Annotated in this window: 16 protein-coding genes; 6 read left to right on the top strand and 10 right to left on the bottom strand. The window is 60.4% G+C overall.

Features of this window, described 5'->3' with window-relative positions; genetic code table 11:
- Nucleotides 1-154 precede the first annotated feature (154 nt).
- From surE to IPJ76_01805, 4 genes are read left to right on the top strand one after another with little or no spacing between them, the layout of a single operon-like run.
- Nucleotides 155-931: a 5'/3'-nucleotidase SurE gene (gene surE, locus IPJ76_01820; GenBank protein QQR86991.1), complete on the top strand. Its 777-nt coding sequence runs from the start codon at nt 155-157 to the stop codon at nt 929-931.
- Entirely contained in the window at nt 918-1,250 is a 333-nt protein-coding gene (locus IPJ76_01815; GenBank protein QQR86990.1) for a hypothetical protein, read from the top strand. The genes surE and IPJ76_01815 overlap by 14 nt, the downstream gene beginning before the upstream one ends.
- Nucleotides 1,247-2,353 carry a lipid-A-disaccharide synthase gene (gene lpxB, locus IPJ76_01810; protein QQR86989.1) on the top strand — a complete coding sequence of 369 codons (1,107 nt, stop codon included), beginning with the start codon at nt 1,247-1,249 and terminating at the stop codon, nt 2,351-2,353. Before IPJ76_01815 ends, lpxB begins: the two co-directional genes overlap by 4 nt.
- 35 nt (nt 2,354-2,388) lie before the next feature.
- Entirely contained in the window at nt 2,389-3,612 is a 1,224-nt protein-coding gene (locus tag IPJ76_01805; protein ID QQR86988.1) for a SpoIID/LytB domain-containing protein, read from the top strand.
- 3 nt (nt 3,613-3,615) lie between these two features.
- On the opposite strand, the gene IPJ76_01800 is transcribed toward IPJ76_01805, so the two are convergent.
- From IPJ76_01800 to IPJ76_01755, 10 genes are all read right to left on the bottom strand, one after another.
- Nucleotides 3,616-4,362 carry a ferritin-like domain-containing protein gene (locus IPJ76_01800; GenBank protein ID QQR86987.1) on the bottom strand — a complete coding sequence of 249 codons (747 nt, stop codon included), beginning with the start codon at nt 4,360-4,362 and terminating at the stop codon, nt 3,616-3,618.
- A 95-nt stretch (nt 4,363-4,457) separates the two neighbouring features.
- Nucleotides 4,458-5,453 carry a hypothetical protein gene (locus tag IPJ76_01795; GenBank protein QQR86986.1) on the bottom strand — a complete coding sequence of 332 codons (996 nt, stop codon included), beginning with the start codon at nt 5,451-5,453 and terminating at the stop codon, nt 4,458-4,460.
- 30 nt (nt 5,454-5,483) lie between these two features.
- A complete protein-coding gene (locus tag IPJ76_01790; protein ID QQR86985.1) occupies nt 5,484-7,184 on the bottom strand; it encodes an NAD(P)/FAD-dependent oxidoreductase in 1,701 nt (566 codons plus the stop codon).
- Nucleotides 7,185-7,187: 3 nt separating this feature from the next.
- Nucleotides 7,188-7,526: a hypothetical protein gene (locus tag IPJ76_01785; GenBank protein ID QQR86984.1), complete on the bottom strand. Its 339-nt coding sequence runs from the start codon at nt 7,524-7,526 to the stop codon at nt 7,188-7,190.
- Nucleotides 7,523-9,343 carry a T9SS type A sorting domain-containing protein gene (locus tag IPJ76_01780; protein QQR86983.1) on the bottom strand — a complete coding sequence of 607 codons (1,821 nt, stop codon included), beginning with the start codon at nt 9,341-9,343 and terminating at the stop codon, nt 7,523-7,525. Before IPJ76_01780 ends, IPJ76_01785 begins: the two co-directional genes overlap by 4 nt.
- A gap of 252 nt (nt 9,344-9,595) precedes the next feature.
- On the bottom strand, nt 9,596-10,144 hold the full coding sequence (locus IPJ76_01775) for a hypothetical protein (GenBank protein QQR86982.1): 549 nt from the start codon (nt 10,142-10,144) through the stop codon (nt 9,596-9,598).
- Nucleotides 10,131-10,655 carry a DUF1905 domain-containing protein gene (locus tag IPJ76_01770; GenBank protein QQR86981.1) on the bottom strand — a complete coding sequence of 175 codons (525 nt, stop codon included), beginning with the start codon at nt 10,653-10,655 and terminating at the stop codon, nt 10,131-10,133. The genes IPJ76_01775 and IPJ76_01770 overlap by 14 nt, the downstream gene beginning before the upstream one ends.
- 6 nt (nt 10,656-10,661) lie before the next feature.
- A complete protein-coding gene (locus IPJ76_01765) occupies nt 10,662-10,970 on the bottom strand; it encodes a translation initiation factor (GenBank protein ID QQR86980.1) in 309 nt (102 codons plus the stop codon).
- A 43-nt stretch (nt 10,971-11,013) separates the two neighbouring features.
- Nucleotides 11,014-12,009: a hypothetical protein gene (locus IPJ76_01760; protein ID QQR86979.1), complete on the bottom strand. Its 996-nt coding sequence runs from the start codon at nt 12,007-12,009 to the stop codon at nt 11,014-11,016.
- Between the two features lie 87 nt (nt 12,010-12,096).
- Entirely contained in the window at nt 12,097-14,808 is a 2,712-nt protein-coding gene (locus IPJ76_01755) for a hypothetical protein (protein ID QQR86978.1), read from the bottom strand.
- A gap of 109 nt (nt 14,809-14,917) precedes the next feature.
- On the opposite strand from IPJ76_01755, the gene IPJ76_01750 reads away from it, so the two are divergent.
- Entirely contained in the window at nt 14,918-16,126 is a 1,209-nt protein-coding gene (locus IPJ76_01750) for a DegT/DnrJ/EryC1/StrS family aminotransferase (protein QQR86977.1), read from the top strand.
- A 233-nt stretch (nt 16,127-16,359) separates the two neighbouring features.
- Nucleotides 16,360-17,169 carry a hypothetical protein gene (locus IPJ76_01745; protein ID QQR86976.1) on the top strand — a complete coding sequence of 270 codons (810 nt, stop codon included), beginning with the start codon at nt 16,360-16,362 and terminating at the stop codon, nt 17,167-17,169.
- Nucleotides 17,170-17,519 lie beyond the last annotated feature (350 nt).

Here is a 17,519-nt window from a genome sequence, read left to right as displayed (position 1 = left end):
GATGTTTGAGTTTGAATGTGAAGGTAGTCGTCTTCGCAATGCTCGGTAAGCGATGCCAATGGTGGTTCTGACCAGTCCTGGTGAAGAGGCAATTGGCCACATGGCAGCATGGACACATGAGCACATGGTCCCATGGACCTAGCTTCGCGCCCCGATGGCAGAACAACCGCTCATTCTCGTCACCAACGACGATGGCATCACCGCCACGGGCATCCGCACGCTGGCCGAGGAGATGAAGGCTTTCGGTCGTGTCCTGGTGGTGGCTCCCGACAAGCCCCAGAGCGCCATGGGCCATGCAATTACCATCCACAGTTACCTGCGGCTCCAAAAGGTGGAAATGTCGGAGGGGGTCGAAGCATACGCGTGCAGCGGAACACCGGTCGATTGCGTGAAGCTGGCCATCTACGAGGTCATCAAAGGGAAGCCAGCCCTGTTGGTGAGCGGTATCAACCACGGAAGCAACATCAGTATCAACGTGCTGTACAGCGGCACCATGAGCGCTGCGGTGGAAGGGGCATTGGAGGGCATCCCGAGCATCGGCTTCTCGCTCATGGACCACAGCATCGACGCGGATTTCACCCGCGTGCGCCCGGTCGTCCGCAGCGTTACCGGCAATGTGATGCAGCAAGGCATGCCCAAGGGCAGCTGCCTCAACGTGAACATACCGAAGGACGAGGGCCAACCGCTCAAGGGACTGCGCGTGTGCCGCCAAGCTTGGGGCAACTGGGAAGACGATTTCGAGATGCGCCGCGATCCCACTGGCAAAGCCTACTACTGGTTGAAGGGCCGCTTCAAGGACGCAGACCTAGGCGAGGACACTGATGTGTGGGCTGTCAACAACGGGTTTGCTAGCGTGGTGCCGGTGCAGTTCGACATGACGGCGCACCATGCCATTGCCGAGCTGAACACATGGAAGCATGCCCTCCACTGATCGGACCGGTGTGGGCTTCACGCTCGGCCTGATCTTCCCGGTGCTCGGGTTCTTCGCCTATGGCGGCATCTACGTCACCGCCATCAGGCCACAGCACGACATCGGCTGGTTCGTCAATGATCTCTTTCTCGGGACGCCGGTCTATCGGACGCAGATCGTTTCGCTGAGCCTGATAGCAGATGCTTTCTTGTTCTTCTTCTTCGACCGTATGCGGCAGATGAACGCCATGCGGGGAGTGATCATCGCCATGCTCGTCTATGCGCTCTACGTGGTGCCGGCCATCATCTTCGAACAGTTGGTTAAGCACGGTTGGTTATGACCAAACGTTTGTACGTTATAGCCGGCGAGGCCAGCGGCGACCTGCACGGAGCCAACTTCCTGAAGGCATTGCGCGCCATTGCACCTTCGGTGGATGTGCGCGCGTGGGGCGGTGACCGCATGCAGGCCGAAGGGGCGCACATCGTGAAGCACTACCGCGAGCTCGCTTTCATGGGCTTTGCCGAAGTGGTGATGAACCTGCGCACCATCCTGCGCAACATGTCCCTCTGCAAGGAGGACATCGCCCAGTGGAAGCCGGATGCGATCTTTCTCATCGACTACCCCGGCTTCAACCTGCGCATTGCGGAGTGGGCCCACGAGCAGGGCATCAAAGTGTTCTACTACATCAGCCCACAGATCTGGGCATGGAAGAAAGGCCGCGTGCACACCATCAAAAGGGTTGTGGACCGCATGTTCACGATCCTGCCTTTCGAGAAGGACTTCTACGCGCGCTATGGCATGGAGGTGGATTTCGTCGGGCATCCCTTGCTGGACGAGATCGCTGGTGCCCCACCGCGTGAGATACCCCAGGAAGATTCCCGGTACGTAGCCTTGCTTCCCGGGAGCAGAAAGCAGGAGATCGGCACCATGCTTCCGGTGATGCTGGCGGCGGCCAAGCACTTCCCGCGCTACGATTTCCTGGTGGCTGCGGCGCCCAGTGTGCCACGAGGCTTTTATGAGCAATTGATGCGCGGCTCAAACGCAGAGCTGGTGGTCGGCGACACGTACGGCGTGCTGCGGAAGTCGAAGGCTGCACTGGTGACAAGCGGCACCGCCACCCTGGAGACAGCCCTGTTCGGCGTTCCTGAAGCTGTATGCTACAAAGGCAGCGCGGTGAACGTATGGCTGGCCAAGCGGCTGGTAAAGGTGAAGTACATCAGCCTGGTGAACCTCATCATGGACAAACCCGTGGTGCAGGAGCTGATACAGGAGCACATGACGGAGCGCGTGCTGCGGGCCGAGCTCGACCAGCTATTGCACGATGCGGACTACCGCCACAACATGCACCGCGACATGGCCGACCTGCTGCATGTGCTGGGAGGTGCGGGTGCATCAGCGCGTGTTGCCAGCGCCGTGTGGAAAAGTCTGAACAGCACCGCCTGAGGCCCGCAGGCGTCCCCGGTAGTTTCGGGCCCGCCATGGGCAAAGCCTTGTTCAGTAGTCTTTTCGTGCTGCTCTTCCTGTGTTCGGCAGGCCAGGAGCGGGCGGTGCGTGTCGGCATCCTGCGCGATAAGAACGTTGAGCGCATCGTGGTGCTCAGCGCGGGCGGCGGCTACAACATCATGGCCGATGGGAGGCGCGTGGGCGAACTTTTGGCCAACGATGGTTTGCGTGTTGAAGTGGTGAACGGCAAGTTGCAGGCGAAGTCGCTGGCGGCATCGTTCACTGCCGGATGGATCGAATTGGTGCAGAAGGTGCCGCAGAGCGCGTTCCGGTTGAAAGTGCTCGATAGCAAGTTGTCTGAGCGCACCTACCCGGGCCACCTGCGCGTTGATGCCAAGGGGGGGCGCTTGGCGCTCACGAACCATGTGGGCATGGAAGACTACACGGCGGGTGTCATACAAAGCGAAGCAGGCAAGGACCACACCGCCGAGTACTACAAACTGCAGGCGGTCACCTGCCGCACGTACGCCACCACCAACATCCGCAAGCACCTGCCCGATGGCTTCGAAGTGTGCGACGCCGTGCATTGCCAGGTGTACCAAGGTCGAACGCAGAATGCGGACATCCTTGCTGCCGTGGCGGCTACTGAAGACATGGTGCTGGTGGATGCCGGTATCAAGCTCATCCACGCGACCTTCCACAGCAACTGTGGTGGGGCCACGGTGAACGCCGAGAACGTGTGGAGCAAGAGCGAACCGTACCTGCGCTCGGTAGTCGACACCTTTTGCATGGCAGAACCGCATGCCACCTGGACCCGAACGATCAGCCGCAGCGATTGGCTCGGCTACCTGCACCGCAAGTGGAAGGTGAACATCAACGACAGTGCGCTGGTCGCTGCCGCGGTGAACATTCCCGCGGACAGAAGCAATCTTCAACTACCGGGCATCATCCCGGCCGTTCCCGTGGTGCAGGTGCGCAGCGATTGGAAACTGAACAGCGGTCTCTTCTCCGTCCGACCGGAAGGGGATAGCGTGGTCATGGAAGGCCGGGGCTTCGGCCACGGCGTTGGCTTGTGCCAGGAGGGCGCCATGCACATGGCCCGGCGCGGGCGCACGTACACCGATATCCTGCACCACTACTTCACCGACGTGCACCTCATCGACCTCCACGCCATCGACTTCTTCCGCGACGAGACAATGGTGCCGCAGGCGATCCCGGTGAACACCGCACCTGCGCGGTTCGAGGAGGGCGGCAACTGACGATCAGGCGAATGCCACGCGTTCTTCCGCCGCGGGTGCCGCGTGCAGGAACTTCATGCTGCTGAAGAACTTGTAGTACATGCGCCGCATGAAGGTCTTGCGGTCCACGCCGCCAGCCTTGAGCGCTCGCCGGTGGCCCCACCACACGGCGTGGATGGTGCCGAAGAACAGGAAGGAGTAAAGCAGGAGGGAGAGCGCCTTGTTGTAGAACCCCTTGCGCTGGAAGATGATGTGCAGGCGCTCGTTCTGGAACTTGATGTGGTGCGCTTCATCGACGAGGATGTCGGTGCAGATGCTCCTGAGCAACGGACAGTGCGTGGCATCGTGCAGGGCTTGGTAGAAGACTTGCGCCGCGCTTTCCACGATGATCACCGCGATGGTCCAGAGCTCCATGCTGGTGTTGAAGTAGCGCACCTTACGGAACAGCGTATCGCCCCAGTCGGAGCGCGTGCGTTGCTCGCCGATGGCATCGATGTACCGGCCAAGGTTGCCGCCGTGCTTCTGCTCTTCCTTGATGAAGAGTTCCACCGCCTGCACGTAGTCAGGATCGCCGATGCGCGCGGCGTACTTGCGTGTGGCGGCCAGCAGGTGGCGGCCGTCGCTGGTCTCGCCCAGTTGCCACGCCTTCAGCGAGTAGATGATGTTGGCGCGCTCGGCATCCGTAAGCTGCGGAGCGGTGGACCAGTCGACGCGTTGAACGGTGAGGTTGTGCTGGAAGTGGTACTTCCAGAAGGCGGAGGTGTGCAGCATGGTATTAGTGGTTTGCCGGTGAAGGACTGGTGCACAACAGCAGCGGGGCGGCACTTATTGCCGCCCCGCCCGCACTTAACGTCTTTTCGATCCCGTCACTCTCGCACGTCAACCGTGCGCGTCACTGTGCGCAGGCTTGTCTTCCTAGGTTCCTTCGCGGTAACGCGCGCCGTGGTAACGACTTTCACCGGCCACGACGTGAGCGTGTTGATGGTGGTGAGGGTTTGGTTCTTTACCGACATCTCCATGCTGTCCATCGCCTCTTGCATCTTTTTCTTGGCTTCTGCGATCTCCTTCTCCTTGCCTTTGCTATTGGCATCGGCTTTGGCGAAGGCTTCGATCATTTGCACCATCATGCTCTTCATCATCTCCACGAATTTGCTCATGTCGAAGATGACTTCGGTCCGCACCACCATCCGCTGCTTCGCCAGGTCATGGCTGCTGATCGTCATCAAAGTGGTTGTGGAGAGACTGTCGCCGGGTTGCAACGGGTTCTCGCCCTTTTCCACGATGCGCAAGGTGTCCCGCTGCATCAGATCATGACCGTATGCACTCGTAAGGAACCCGAGCTCGTCATTGAAGTAGGATTTCACCTTGGCCTCATCGTCCAGGAGTGAAGTGAGCGGTGAGAGAATGGCCTCCATCGCTGCCCCGGCTTCCGCGTCTTCCTCGCCGACCGCCTTCGCTATCAACTCGAACTCGCCCTGCACGAACTGCTGCGCCTCCTTCCAGTTCTCCAGTTCGGTCTTGCCGGTCTTCTTGTCCACTTTGTAACGAAGTACGAGATCCTTGTACTTCGGTGCCGATCCGATCTTGTTGTGGAAATCCTCGAGCTGGCGCATTGTGGCGTCCTTATGCACCAATTCCACAATGAAGGCTGCGGCAGTGCTCTTGGTCACTTTCAGGCTCGCGTCCCATTCCTCTTGGGTGTCGATGCGCACCGTGTCGTTCTCCATCTCGTACGTCTTCTCCGTGTAGTGCAGGCGGCGTTGATCGCCCACGTTCCAATTGGGCACTATGATGATGCGATCCTGCGCAACGGACCAAGTGCTGGCCAGCAGCAGCACTGAAAGGACAACGGACTTCTTCATGCAGCGAAGATGCAGGAAGGAAGCGGACGGTCACGTGCCCGCTCTGGCCGCCTTCTTCTCCGCCGGGGTCGCTTCGCGCACCCAGTCGCCGGGGTAAGGTTTGAAATGCCCTGACCTGTCCAGGTCCATTGGTGCGATCCGGCCGTCCATGTACCTGGCCAAGGGTTTGGCCGCCGGGTGCTTCAGATCGCAGAGCACCAGGAGCGCCGCGTTCGCCCCGGCACGCGTGGCGATGGGTACGCCACCGCCAAGCTCGGCCCAGTGGCCCCCGAGGTAGAGGTGTTTCACGGGTGTGCGGTAATGCGCGATGCCCAGCTGGAAATTCTTCTTGCCCGGGCGCGCACCCATGATGCTGCCGTTGCGGTTGCCCGTGTAGCGCCAGTGCGTGATGGGCGTGGCCACATCGCACCAGACAACATGTTTCGACAGGCCCGGGGCGATGCTTTCCTCCACACGAGCGATCAATCGGTCCGCGTAGTCCTTCTTCAGCGCTTCGTACGCATCCCCGCGTTCTGCGCCCTCCGATGTTCGCCACTGCGCGTGCAGATCGAAGTCGGCTGGGATGTACAGTGTGAGCGTGCCCAAGCCGGCCGGGGCAAGCGATGGGTCGCGAAGTGATGGAGCCAGGATGCTGATGCCGCTCTCTTCCGGCTGGCCGCTGCATTGACGCTCACGCGGCACGGACTCATCGCACAGGAAGATCATCTCCTCGCCGAAGCCCAGTTCCTGCGCCGGTTTATCGAGCCCCAGCGACACGGTGATGCTGCTCGGATAGAGCTCGGCTTCGCGCAGCTTGGCTTTCAGCTTTTCCGGCACGGCCGCGGAAGGCAGCATCCGTTCGTAGAGCGCTTCCACATCGCAGGCAGCCACCACGGCCTTGCAGCGGATCTCGCGCTCCACGCCACGTAGCGCCAGCCGCACGCCAACGGCGCGCCCATCGTTCACTTGTACTTCCGTCACACGGCAGTGGTAGTGAACAGTATTGCCCAACTTCTCAATGACATGGCACAACCATTCCGGCATCACTTGGCTACCGCCGATGGGCGGCATCTGGTAGTCGCCGTAGTACGCCCATGCCACAGGCACCAGGCAACTGAGGATGTCCATCTCGCTGGCGAACACCGTGCGCAGGCGTGCGTCGCTGAAGTACTTGCGCAGCCCCTTATCGATGCCTGTGCTGCCGCTGTAGCGCAAGTGGGGGATGAAGGGCAATGCGAACCGCAACTTCTTCATCATGTGGAGAGGGCGTTCACAGTGGAGCATCGATTCCTCCGTTCGGAAGAAGCTGCCCATGCCATCGAAAGCCCTTCCCAATCGTTCGGCGTCGCGGAAGAAGCGTTCGATGCCGCTGCGATCGGCAGGGAAATCGCGGATGAGTTGCGCCTTCAGATCATCGGGCCTGTTGGTGAGCAGGTAGTCGAACGAACGCCCTTTGTAGCGTTTGATGAGGGTTTGCGCTGCCGCCTTCGGATGATCACTGCCGATGGCTTGGAACACCCGCGTGACAATGCCCTTCGGCCCGAGCTGGTTCAGCCAGTGGATAGCGCTGTCGAACCGGAAATCCTTGCGGCGGAAGCCTGCGAGGTAGCCGCCCGGCCGCGCGTCCATCTCCAACACCTGCACGCTCAAGCCTGCGCGTGAGAGCAGCGCAGCGGCCGTGAGACCGCCCATACCTGCACCGATCACCACCACATCGCATTGCCCGGGCGGCGAAGCGGTCCTGGCCTCCATGCCTTACTTCAGGATGCTCACTTCCTCAAGGACCGCCGGTCGGCCTTCCATGCACGAACCCTGCGGCGCGCGCGATGGTGTGAATTTGAACTTCAGTTTCAACCCGTGCTTCGCGAACTTCTCATCGAGCCCCATGGGGATGAGCAGCTTGGGTCCCTCTGCGTTGGCCATCTCGACCAGCAGCGCACAACCATTGTCCGCGTATGCGGTTGTCACCACACCGGTTTGGAAATCGGTGATGTCCGCCGGTGGTGGAGGTGGGGGAGCGTCCGTTGCGGCTTGTTGCTTGCGGCAACCGATCAGTGCGGCCGATGCGACCACGAGGGTGATGATCGCTCTCATCGGGCTACAACAATGCGTTGCACCTTTTGGAACCCGCTCTTCGTCAGGCGCACGAAATAGGCGCCGCTTGACAGGTCGCGCAGTATGATGGTGTCGGCAAGGCGCTTTCCAACGGGCTTCGCCGCGCGTTCCATGACGGTGCGGCCGTCCATGTCCACCAGCGATAGCGTGAGCAGGTCATCGTTGTTCAATCCTTCCAGCACCAAATTGGCGGCATCGCCGTTCACGGAAACGGTCAATCCGCTCGTGGCCATCTCACTCGCGTTTTCGTCGATGCCGATGCTGTTGGCCAGGTCGAAGGAGAAGATGCGTGTGCGGTTGTTGCCTCCGGCGCCGAGGTATTCCCCCGTGAACCAGAAGGTGCTGCCGTCCGGGTCGATGCTCATATGCGAGTAGTCGCCATAACGGTTGAGGCCGGTCTGCGCGGCCGTTCCGGTGATGGCAATGGACTCGCCCAGCGTCATCACACCGGGCGGGTCGTTCGCCCAGCGGCCGGTGAAGCGCAGGCCGGCGTGGATGTTGTTCGGAACATCGTTGTGGCAGTAACCCATGCCGATGTTGCCTTGGTCGTCCATCGCGATGCTGGCCATCCAGCGGTTGCCATCATCGGGGCTGTAGGTGCCTTGCTGGTAAATGCTCCAGTTGCCGTCGTTCGCATCGCGCAGTTCGTACCACCTCAAGCCGGCTTGATCGCCGCCCACATCCACCACGTGGCACAGCACCACGCTGTTGTGGTTCGTCCAGCGCGTGTGTTGCGCACGGAAGTAGAGGATCTCGCTCACGGCATCGAGTTTCTGCCCCACGCCAGGCTGGGCAATGTTGTCGAAACCGCTACCGAGCGCCGTATTGAACGTGGCCGTCTGCAAGGTTTGCGAACTCACCACGGTCGTGCTGCCGGGATTGGTCCAGTTGGTCGTCATTTCATACACGCGGATCTGGTCCTGCGGATTGCCCCACGCATTGTCCTCCAGGTTGAAGAAGTAGCAGGGTGTACCGTTCGGAGGCAACGGCCCATCGGCGTCGGCGGGCAGCACACTGGTGAAGAAGTTGCTGCCATTGCTCGGCGCGGTGAGCGCGATCATCTGTGCGCTCGGGTCGCCCGCCAGCATCTTGTCGCGTTCGAACGCAACGGCCGTCTTGTTGCTGTTGCTGGTGAAGTAGTAGCCGTCCCACCAGATGCTGAACTTCGGGTAATCAGGGAATTGGGCGAAGTTGTACTCGTAACCGTAGTAGGAACCGAGTGGGTCGTTGGTTTCGCTCACGGCGATCAGCATGCGGTTCGGGGAGAAGTCGAACTGGCTGATGAACCAGCGGTCCGCATGCCGGTCGTACAGCACGATCGGATCGCCGCTGCTGTTGCTGCCCGGCCAAAGCGTGCTGAGCTGCAAAGCACCGCTCAACCCTTGTCCAGTTTTGGAGTAAACACGGTAGCTCGTGTTCACCGCCTGCACATAGTGGTTCGGCCCAGCCGCTCCGGTCGGGTCCGGCGGGGCGCCACCGTTCTGGCCGTTCCAACTCTGGAGCGGAGCTCGGCCACCGCTCTTCGCATAGCCTGTTTGCAACGCGCCGTCCGCTTCCAGCAGCGCTGCATCGTTCAGTACCGGGTGCCGGTTGAAGTCGTTGCGTTGCTTTTTACGATCGCGTGCGGGCAGGTCTTTCTCCTCCATGGTGGGCCACTCACGTGCTGGAGCGCTCTTGCGGAACGAGCTAGGTAGGCTCACCTCAACGGTTTGGCCAAGGCTGTTGGTGTAGGTGGTGGTCTGGGCGTGCACGAGCAACGGCGCGCCGATCAGGAAGGGGAGGAGGTTGCGCAACATGGTTCCGGTAACAAGGGTGCGCAATGTAGGTGTGCGCGCGAACGCCTCAGGCCTTGAAATTGTCCTGGTATTGCGACCTCAATTGTCTTGGTATTGGAAGCGCACGCTCAGCCCTTCGACTTGAACCACTCGTGCCCGGTCTCGACGCGGCGCAGCGAATTGACAAAGCACGTCGCCAGGGGCCCCAGATCTTCATCACCGATGGATCCCAAGTCGCTTGCCAGTGCTTGAGTTCCCCTTGAAGCAAAACGATCAACTTATTGCGCGGGCCCTTTCAACCAGATCCTTCACGGGGAGTCGTGTTCGCCTGGCCATGATCCTGAACAGCGCGTCACTGCCGATGAGGTACGCACTAACGGACATTCGTGTTCCGTCCTGCGTGGTCAGGATGATCATCTTGCTGACAGGATGTAAGCGTGCTGAACGAAGTTCCTCCCAACGGTAGCTTTTCAGTTCGTTGTTCCTGTCAACTACTGCGAGAATGCTCTCGTTACAGGCTGCCTGATGATGCCTGCCATCCCGGACCAGTAGTACGCCAAGCCAACCGAACATCGCAGCGAGAAGAACGCTCAGTAAGGCAAACGGCCAGGCATCGATGAGTTGGAAAACCGCTCCGGCCGCCATGAATGCCGAAAGGGAGATGCTCACCCAGCCGACTACGACAAAAGCCTTGGGCATGCGGAACCGGAGCATACCGTCTTGAACCCCTGGGGGCGCCGAGTTCTGCCGCCCGATCCAGGCGAGTGCGAGCGTTGCAAGCGCACCCGCGAGCACCGGGGCGATGAGATCAATGGCTTTCATGCGGTCTTGAACTCGATGTCTGGAACCACTCGTGCCCGGTCTCGAAGCGGCGCAGTACCTCGGCCACGCGCTTCGCACGCGTCTCCACGGTTTTGCCACTGCCCACCCAGTGGCAGATGCCACGGCGCTTGCCCGCGCTGATCTTGTCCCAAGCGGCCTTGAGCTCGGGCATGAAGTCGAGGGTCTCCTGCAGGTCTTCCGGTACGATGACTTCGTCCTGGTCCTCGTTGCGCCACACTTCCACCTTCACCGGCACGCCGTCCTTCAGCTTGTGGCTCTTGCGCAGGCCGTTGCTCACGATGATGACGTGGAAGCCGCTCTTGGTAGGAATGAGCGCGCGATCGATGGGCAGGCCGTTCAGGGTGCCTTTGATGCGCACGGCAGCCCGGGTGCCGTAGAGCTCGTGCACATCGTGCGGGAATTCGATCCAGCTCCACGCGCCTTTCCCTTCGCTTTTCACGATGGTGGCCGTGAAGCGCTGGACCTGTGCTGATGTCTTCTTCTTGGCCATCGGTGATCAGCCACCGGCCTTCTTGGCCTTCATGCCCTTCTCCAGCAAGTAGGCGAGCACTTTGTCGCGGTGGTCGCCTTGCAGCAGGATCACGCCATCCTTGGTGTTGCCGCCCACGCCGCACTTGCTCTTTAGCGCGCGCCCCAGTTCGTCCAGCGCCTTGTCGTTGCCCACGAAGCCCACGATGCGCGTGACTTCCTTGTTGCCCTTCAGCCGGTCGAGGTGGATGCGCAGGTCCTGCTGCTGGGGTGCGGGTGCACCGCTGCCTTTTGGGCCACTGCTGTACACCAGACCACCGTGGGATTGTTTCTTCATGATGGAGTATCTGCCGTGTGAAAATTGGGGAGCGACCGGGTTATCAGAACAAGTAGCGCAGCCCCAGTTGAAGGATCGCATTGCGGGTGAGGCCATCGGGCCGGACTTTCCGCGCGTGCACCGGTGCGGCAAGGCCGCCCTCAAGCGCCCAACGCTCGCTCAGGTCGCGCCGCGCATCGAAGGTCACGTTCACTGTCAGGCCCCTCGTGCCGTCGATGTCCCGCCGTTCCAGTTCGAATTCGCCGAAGTAGTTCGGTTCGTTCACCCGTTCAAGGCGTGAATCCTCGTCCATGTGGTAGATGGCCAGCAGGCCAGGCTGCAACGCGTAGTTGCCGCTGATGAAGGTGCGCTGAAGCCGCGCGACGGCATCGTCAGCCCGCTCCAACGCAAACGCTTCCCAGTACTCCAACGCGGCCGGCTCGTCCTGCCAGAATTCGTGCATGAACCTGTTCTGGTTGTCCTGCGAGAGGATGTGCTGGTAGGCCAATGCCAAAGTCCATCGTTCATGCCGGAACTGCATGCCCATCAGCAGGTCGAAGCTGCTGAGGCCCGTCTGGTAGGGCATGGGCAACGGATGCGAGGTCGGGCCGAACGTGGCCTTTTCGATGTCCTCCTGGGCGCTCTTGCCGGTGGGCAAACGCAGGCCAACGAAAGCGGACAAGTCGCGGCGCTGTTGTTGGATGAGTTGATAGCTGAACGCCGGTATCATGTCGCCCACACCATGATTGCTGCCGAGGTTGCCGGTGGCCACGATGTACGGGACGGTGAGCCGAAAAGACAGCCGATCGGTGATCCCAAGCCCGAAGTCCGCTTGCGTTTGCACGATGAGCACGAACTGCTCGCCCAACGCCACACCCATTTGCAGCTTGGCGTAGTGGCGGCTCGGTCGGGTGGTGGTGGTGTCCACCACCGTCGGTATTTGGCCCATCGGCCCGGCGGTGCACACACCGGCATCGCTGCAGCCCTGGGCGTGCAGGGTTGTGTGAACGGCCCACAACAACACGGCCGCGAGGAGATGGCTGATCGGTGCGCGCTTCATCGGCTCAAATATCACCACAGAGGCACAGAGGAATTCATATCGACCTTCTCCGTGCCCTCTGTGCCTCTGTGGAGATGCACTTCACTTCTACCACGTGATCAACGGCCGCGTCATCTCCAACCCGAACCTCCGCGCCTCCTCCAGCTTGAACGGCCCGTGCATCTTCAGGTAGAGGTCGAAGGTGATCGGCCCTTCCTGGTCGGCCTTGAAGTTGGTGTGCCAGTAGTTGTTGAGGGCGTAGAGGTAGATGGTGCTGCTGCTCTTGGCCTCGGTCTTCCAGGCCTTGTAGTACTCGGGATTGGTGCCCTTGCCGGGGTTCACCTTGCGTTCGTCCACCAGCTTGCCCACCTCCCAGATCGCGCCTTGCGGACACACGATGGTGACACCCATGCTGTCGTTGCTCACATCGATCCAGCGCTGGGCGCAGAAGAAATCGTTGTTCGATCCCGGAATGCGACCGCTCTCCGGCGTTACGCAGGTATCGCTGATGCCGATGCGGGCGGTGGCGTCAAAAATGTCAAAGGACATCGATACATGCTGACTTCGCTTCTCTCTTGAAGGTGGCATGTTCATCGTGCATCGCAGCCACGTGCATGTAGGATGTGGAAGTTCAACTAGATCAAAATGAACTGTGTCGATGTCTATCGTATTCGGATCGAGGCCAGGAACCGTCAGCCAACGGATTGATTCAATAGGAGCCTTTTCGAACTCAATCGACGGAGGCGGCGACTCGTCGCACCCCATCATTGACCATAGTTTGTCCACATACCACCCCGCACTATCCGCGAACGCTTTCTTCACCCGCCATTGGTCCGTGGTGAAGTGTGCATCCGGGTCGCTGATGCTGCACCAGGCGCCCCAGGTGTGTTCGTGCCACATGACGATGCTGCGCTTGGCGCGATAAAGCATGTGTGGGTCGATGGGCTTGTTCAGGATCCCGCTAGGGCGGGACGAAGACGTCTTCGCCGCTTCGATCAAGTTGGTGAGCCGCGCGCTGAGCACACGCACATCGCCTTCCTCCTTCGCCGTGCTGTACGCGCCATCTTCCCAGTAGGGCGTGAAGTCGCCGCTCCAAGTGGGGATGCTCTTGCCGTACTTCGTTTCGAACGCTTGCATCATCGTGCCAGCGTTGGCAATGATCAAGCGCGGTGATGCATACTTCTCATTCCAGTCGCGCACGAAATCGCTGAGGGTGCTGTCCACCGGCCCGTTGTCGCTCACGATGTTGTAGCGCCACTGCACCATGTCGTAGGGATAGCCCTTCGCCGCTAGGTCGTTCATGTAGGCGGCGATCTTCCGTGTGCCACGCTCTTTGATCGCACCAGCGGTGAAGCCGTGCCAGCCGCCGTAGCCCTGACCGGCCGTCCACACGAGGATGCTGTCGCGACCCGTCGTGCTCTTCCACCAATAGGGCTTGTCGCCCTGTTCGCGCAGGGTGCTGCCGATGCGGTCGCCGCCGTCGGGCATGTCGGGGATGTAGTTGGGCCCCTGGCTCAGGTGGCGGATGCCGTGCGCGGAGTAGGCGTCCACCATGCTCCAGCTCATGCCGGGGATGTCGGTCTGCATCGCCATGGTGATCGGCAGGTCGAACCACTTCCGCAGCGAATCGGCGTACTCCACGATCCAGTGCATCTCCTCGGGCGTACACAGGCCGGTGAGGATGTTCGCATAGTTGGCGCTGAGGGCGATGCTCCCCGCCTTCACCGCTGCGATGAAGCGTTGCTTGTCCGTTTCGCTGGCGATGCCCAGGAAATTCTCCACGGCCCAGAGGCTCTCCACGTTCCACACGAAGCGGCTGTCTTCGGGGTAGTCCTTCGTGCGGTCAATGAGGTCGAGAGCTTTGTAGATGTTGTTGTTCTGGATCACCTCCACCTCGGTCTGAAGGTGGCTGTAGCCGATGTCGTTATGGCTGTGGTGGACGAGGTGGATGTCGCGATGGATGACCTTATTGACCACTAGTGCTGTATCGAGCATCCTTCGCTTACCAAGAAGTGCTGAAACGAGCAGGAACTGAGCACTGTCCACCTTAGCGCGAATGGGCGTTTCGATGGTCTGAAGTCCGTTGCGGATAGGAAATGAACGGGCCTTGTACTCGGACCCAATGTTCACTAGAAGCTCCGCAGGAGGACCGAAGTGCATAACGGTAAGTTGAAGGGGCTGGGTAGTGAACTCACCACCAGCGTTCAGGAATGGCAACGCTTCCACCTCCACCTTCTCTTCGAAGGTGTACCGGAAGGTCATGAACCAATCCGGGCTGTTTTGCGCGTGGCCCGCCACCTTCAGCCGCAGCGGCTTTCCGGGCGTGATGTACTTCCGCGGTACCCGCAGATGCGCGAAGCCATGCGCATCGCCGTGGCGATCGGCTTTCGAGAACTCGAAGACGAGCGCGACCCCGTCCACCGTGTCCACCTGCCAGCTTGCCGGTGAAGTGGTATGGTGCGTTGTGAACGTGAGCACCTTCTGATCCCCTACGAACAGATCGAAGCTCCGATCCCCACCGCTGGTGGTGCTGTTGTGCGCCGCGATCCAGCTGAAGTAGTAGTACTGGATGTTCTCATCCTGCGGATAGCGCGGCACGGCGGCCGTCTCCCAGGCGATCGCCTTCTTCCCATCCGTACAGCGGGTGAGCAGGGCTGTGGTGGCATGCTCCGGGTACACGCTGAAGTAGGAGAGGACCTCACCCTCCACATCCTTCGCGTATCCGTTGATCACCTCCTGCTTGCCGAAGACCGGCAGGTCCACTTGGGCGGCCGATCCCAACCACCACAGATAACCAATGACCGCGGAGACGAGCTTCATGATGTGCTACCACAAAGAACGCAAAGACCGCAGCGGGTTGCGAGCCGTGACTTTGTGTTCTTCGTGCCCTTTGCGGTAGCCATACCTTCGCAACCCATTCCAACGCACCATGCCCGGCACCGAACTTTTTGGCGAGGACGAGAAGAAGGAAGTGATGGACGTCCTGAACACGGGCGTGCTCTTCCGCTACAACCACGATGCCCAGCGCAAGGGCCAGTGGAAGGCGAAGGAGTTCGAGGCCGAGATCGCCAAGTTCACCGGTGCGAAACACGCGCTCGCGGTGAGCAGCGGCAGTACGGCGGTGAACAGCATGCTCGCGGCTTGTGGTGTCGGTTACGGCGACCACGTCATTGTGCCGCCGTTCACCTTCGTGGCCACGATCGAAGCGGTGCTGCTGGCCGGTGCCATCCCCGTGTTCGCCGAGATCGACGAGACGCTCTGCCTCAGCGCGGAGGGTATCCGCAACGCATGCACACCGAAGACCAAGGCCGTGTTGCTCGTCCACATGTGCGGTGCCGCGGCCGACATCGATGGCATCCTCGCTGTGTGCAAGGAGAAGAACATCATGCTCATCGAGGACACCGCCCAGGCGCTCGGCGCCACTTACAAAGGGAAGCACCTCGGCCTTTTCGGCAAGATGGGCAGCTTCAGTTTCGACTTCTTCAAGATCGCCACCTGCGGCGAAGGCGGCGTGATCATCAGCAACGATGAACAGCTGATCAAGACCGCCGAGTACATGAGCGATCACGGCCACAACCACGAGGGCGACAACCGCGGCATGGAGCAGCACCCGATCCTCGGCACCAACTTCCGCATCGGCGAGATCAACGCGGCCATCGGCCTCGCGCAATCGCGCAAGCTGCCCCTGATGGTGGCGAAGCAGCGCGCGAACAAGGCCACCATCCAGGCGCGACTTTCCAGGATCCCCGGCCTGGCCTTCCGCAAGCAATGCGACGATGCCGGCGACAGCGCCACCTTCTTCCACCTGCTGCTGCCCAGCGCCGACGCGGCCTTCGCGCTGCACAAGGAACTCGGCGCGCAAGGCATCGGCACCATGTACTGGTTCAACAACATGTACCACTACATCAAGCAGTGGGACCACATCAAGGACCTGCGCATGCCCTACAAGCTCGTCGCGCACGAGCTCGGCCTGCCGCAGGACCTCAAGACCCAGCGGTTCCCCAAGAGCGATGCGGTCATCAGCCGCCTGGTGAGCTTCAACATCCGCGTCACCTGGACCGAAGCGGAACTGGATGCCTTCCTCGGCAAGGTGGAAGCGGCGGTGAAGAACGCCTTCGCCAAGGCTACGGCCGTTTGAAAAAGGTGATGGAGGGGTGGTGGCGTAGCTCACTCTGAGCTTGTCGAAGGGTTGGGCGTTCCGGCGCCAAATGCGCGCCGTCGGGCCATGCGCTTGTAGTCCTCGGCGGCTTCGTTCCTCAGCCGCCTGTGGGCTACCCGCTGCTGTCCCTAACGCGAAATGCGGATCCTGCCAAGACCTGAGTTCTTCGCACAAGGCAACACTCGGTACATTCGGAGACAATTCAGCAACTCATGGCCAAAGCAACTGGAGAGAAGACCTGTTTCGTTATCGCCCCGATTGGCGCTGATGGTTCCGACGTACGCTTGCGTTCGGACCAAGTGCTAAAGCACATTATCGGGCCTTCTGCTGAGGCTTGCGGATACACGACATTGCGAGCTGACCATATCTCCGAGCCTGGGATAATCACATCGCAAGTAATCCAGCACATCGTCGAGGATCCGCTTGATATCGCCGACCTGACCGGATGGAATCCCAATGTGTTCTATGAGATAGCGTTGAGGCACGCTATGAAGAAGCCCATAGTACAGATCATCAATGCGTCTGAGAAGATCCCATTCGACGTTGCTGCGAGCCGAACTGTGCATGTCGATCATCGTGACCTTGACAGCGTCGCGCGAGCAAAAGAGGAAATCGTAAAGCAGATTAAATCAGTCGAGAAGAATCCCGAAGAGGTCGACAACCCCATCTCCGTGGCTATGGAGCTTCAATCGCTCAAGAGAAGCGACAATCCGCTGGAGAAGAGCTACGCTGAAATCATTACGATGCTCGCCGAGATTCGAGCTGGAATGGGAGACCTGCGAGATGGTGTTCGGCGCGGGCCAATGCATCCCGGCATAATTGAAGAATTGATGATGGGTTATGACAGGTTATACCGCGATATGCTCATGGAGCCGGGGAAGGTCATCGACCCCGAAACACATGATCGCATGCGTCATGCTCTGGACAGATTGCAGAGACCTCTGGAAATGCTGTGCATGGAGAATGGACTCCCTCCGGACATGTTCATGAGGCGCAGACTGAAGAACTTTCCAAAGGGCTGACGATCGACTTTGATTGGCTTTCCCGGTCGGCGCTCTACTTGCTCCCCTCCCTCACGCGTGTTTCGGAGCGCACCCTGTACAAGCGCTCACTAAAGCCGCCTTCCTGCCTGCCTGCCGAAGGCAGGCTCAAAGGATTTGGCCTGGCTGTTCAATTGGCGGTTCAGCAGCACGATCGCCACACCCGTGGGGCCGGGTCGGTGGGCATGAACACCGGCTGCGACCCCTTCGGGGTCGGGGCTCAACGCACCTGACGGTGCTACAGGCTGCGACCCCTCCGGGGTCGTGACCGTTTAGGGCAGGACATTCAACAAGCTGCGACCCCTTCGGGGTCGGCGCCAATTCTGATGGGC

The sequence above is a fragment of the Flavobacteriales bacterium genome (genome assembly GCA_016699575.1).
Taxonomy (GTDB): domain Bacteria; phylum Bacteroidota; class Bacteroidia; order Flavobacteriales_F; family PHOS-HE28; genus PHOS-HE28.
Note: the sequence above shows the minus strand (reverse complement) of the source record. Positions and strands in the feature narration are given on the sequence as shown.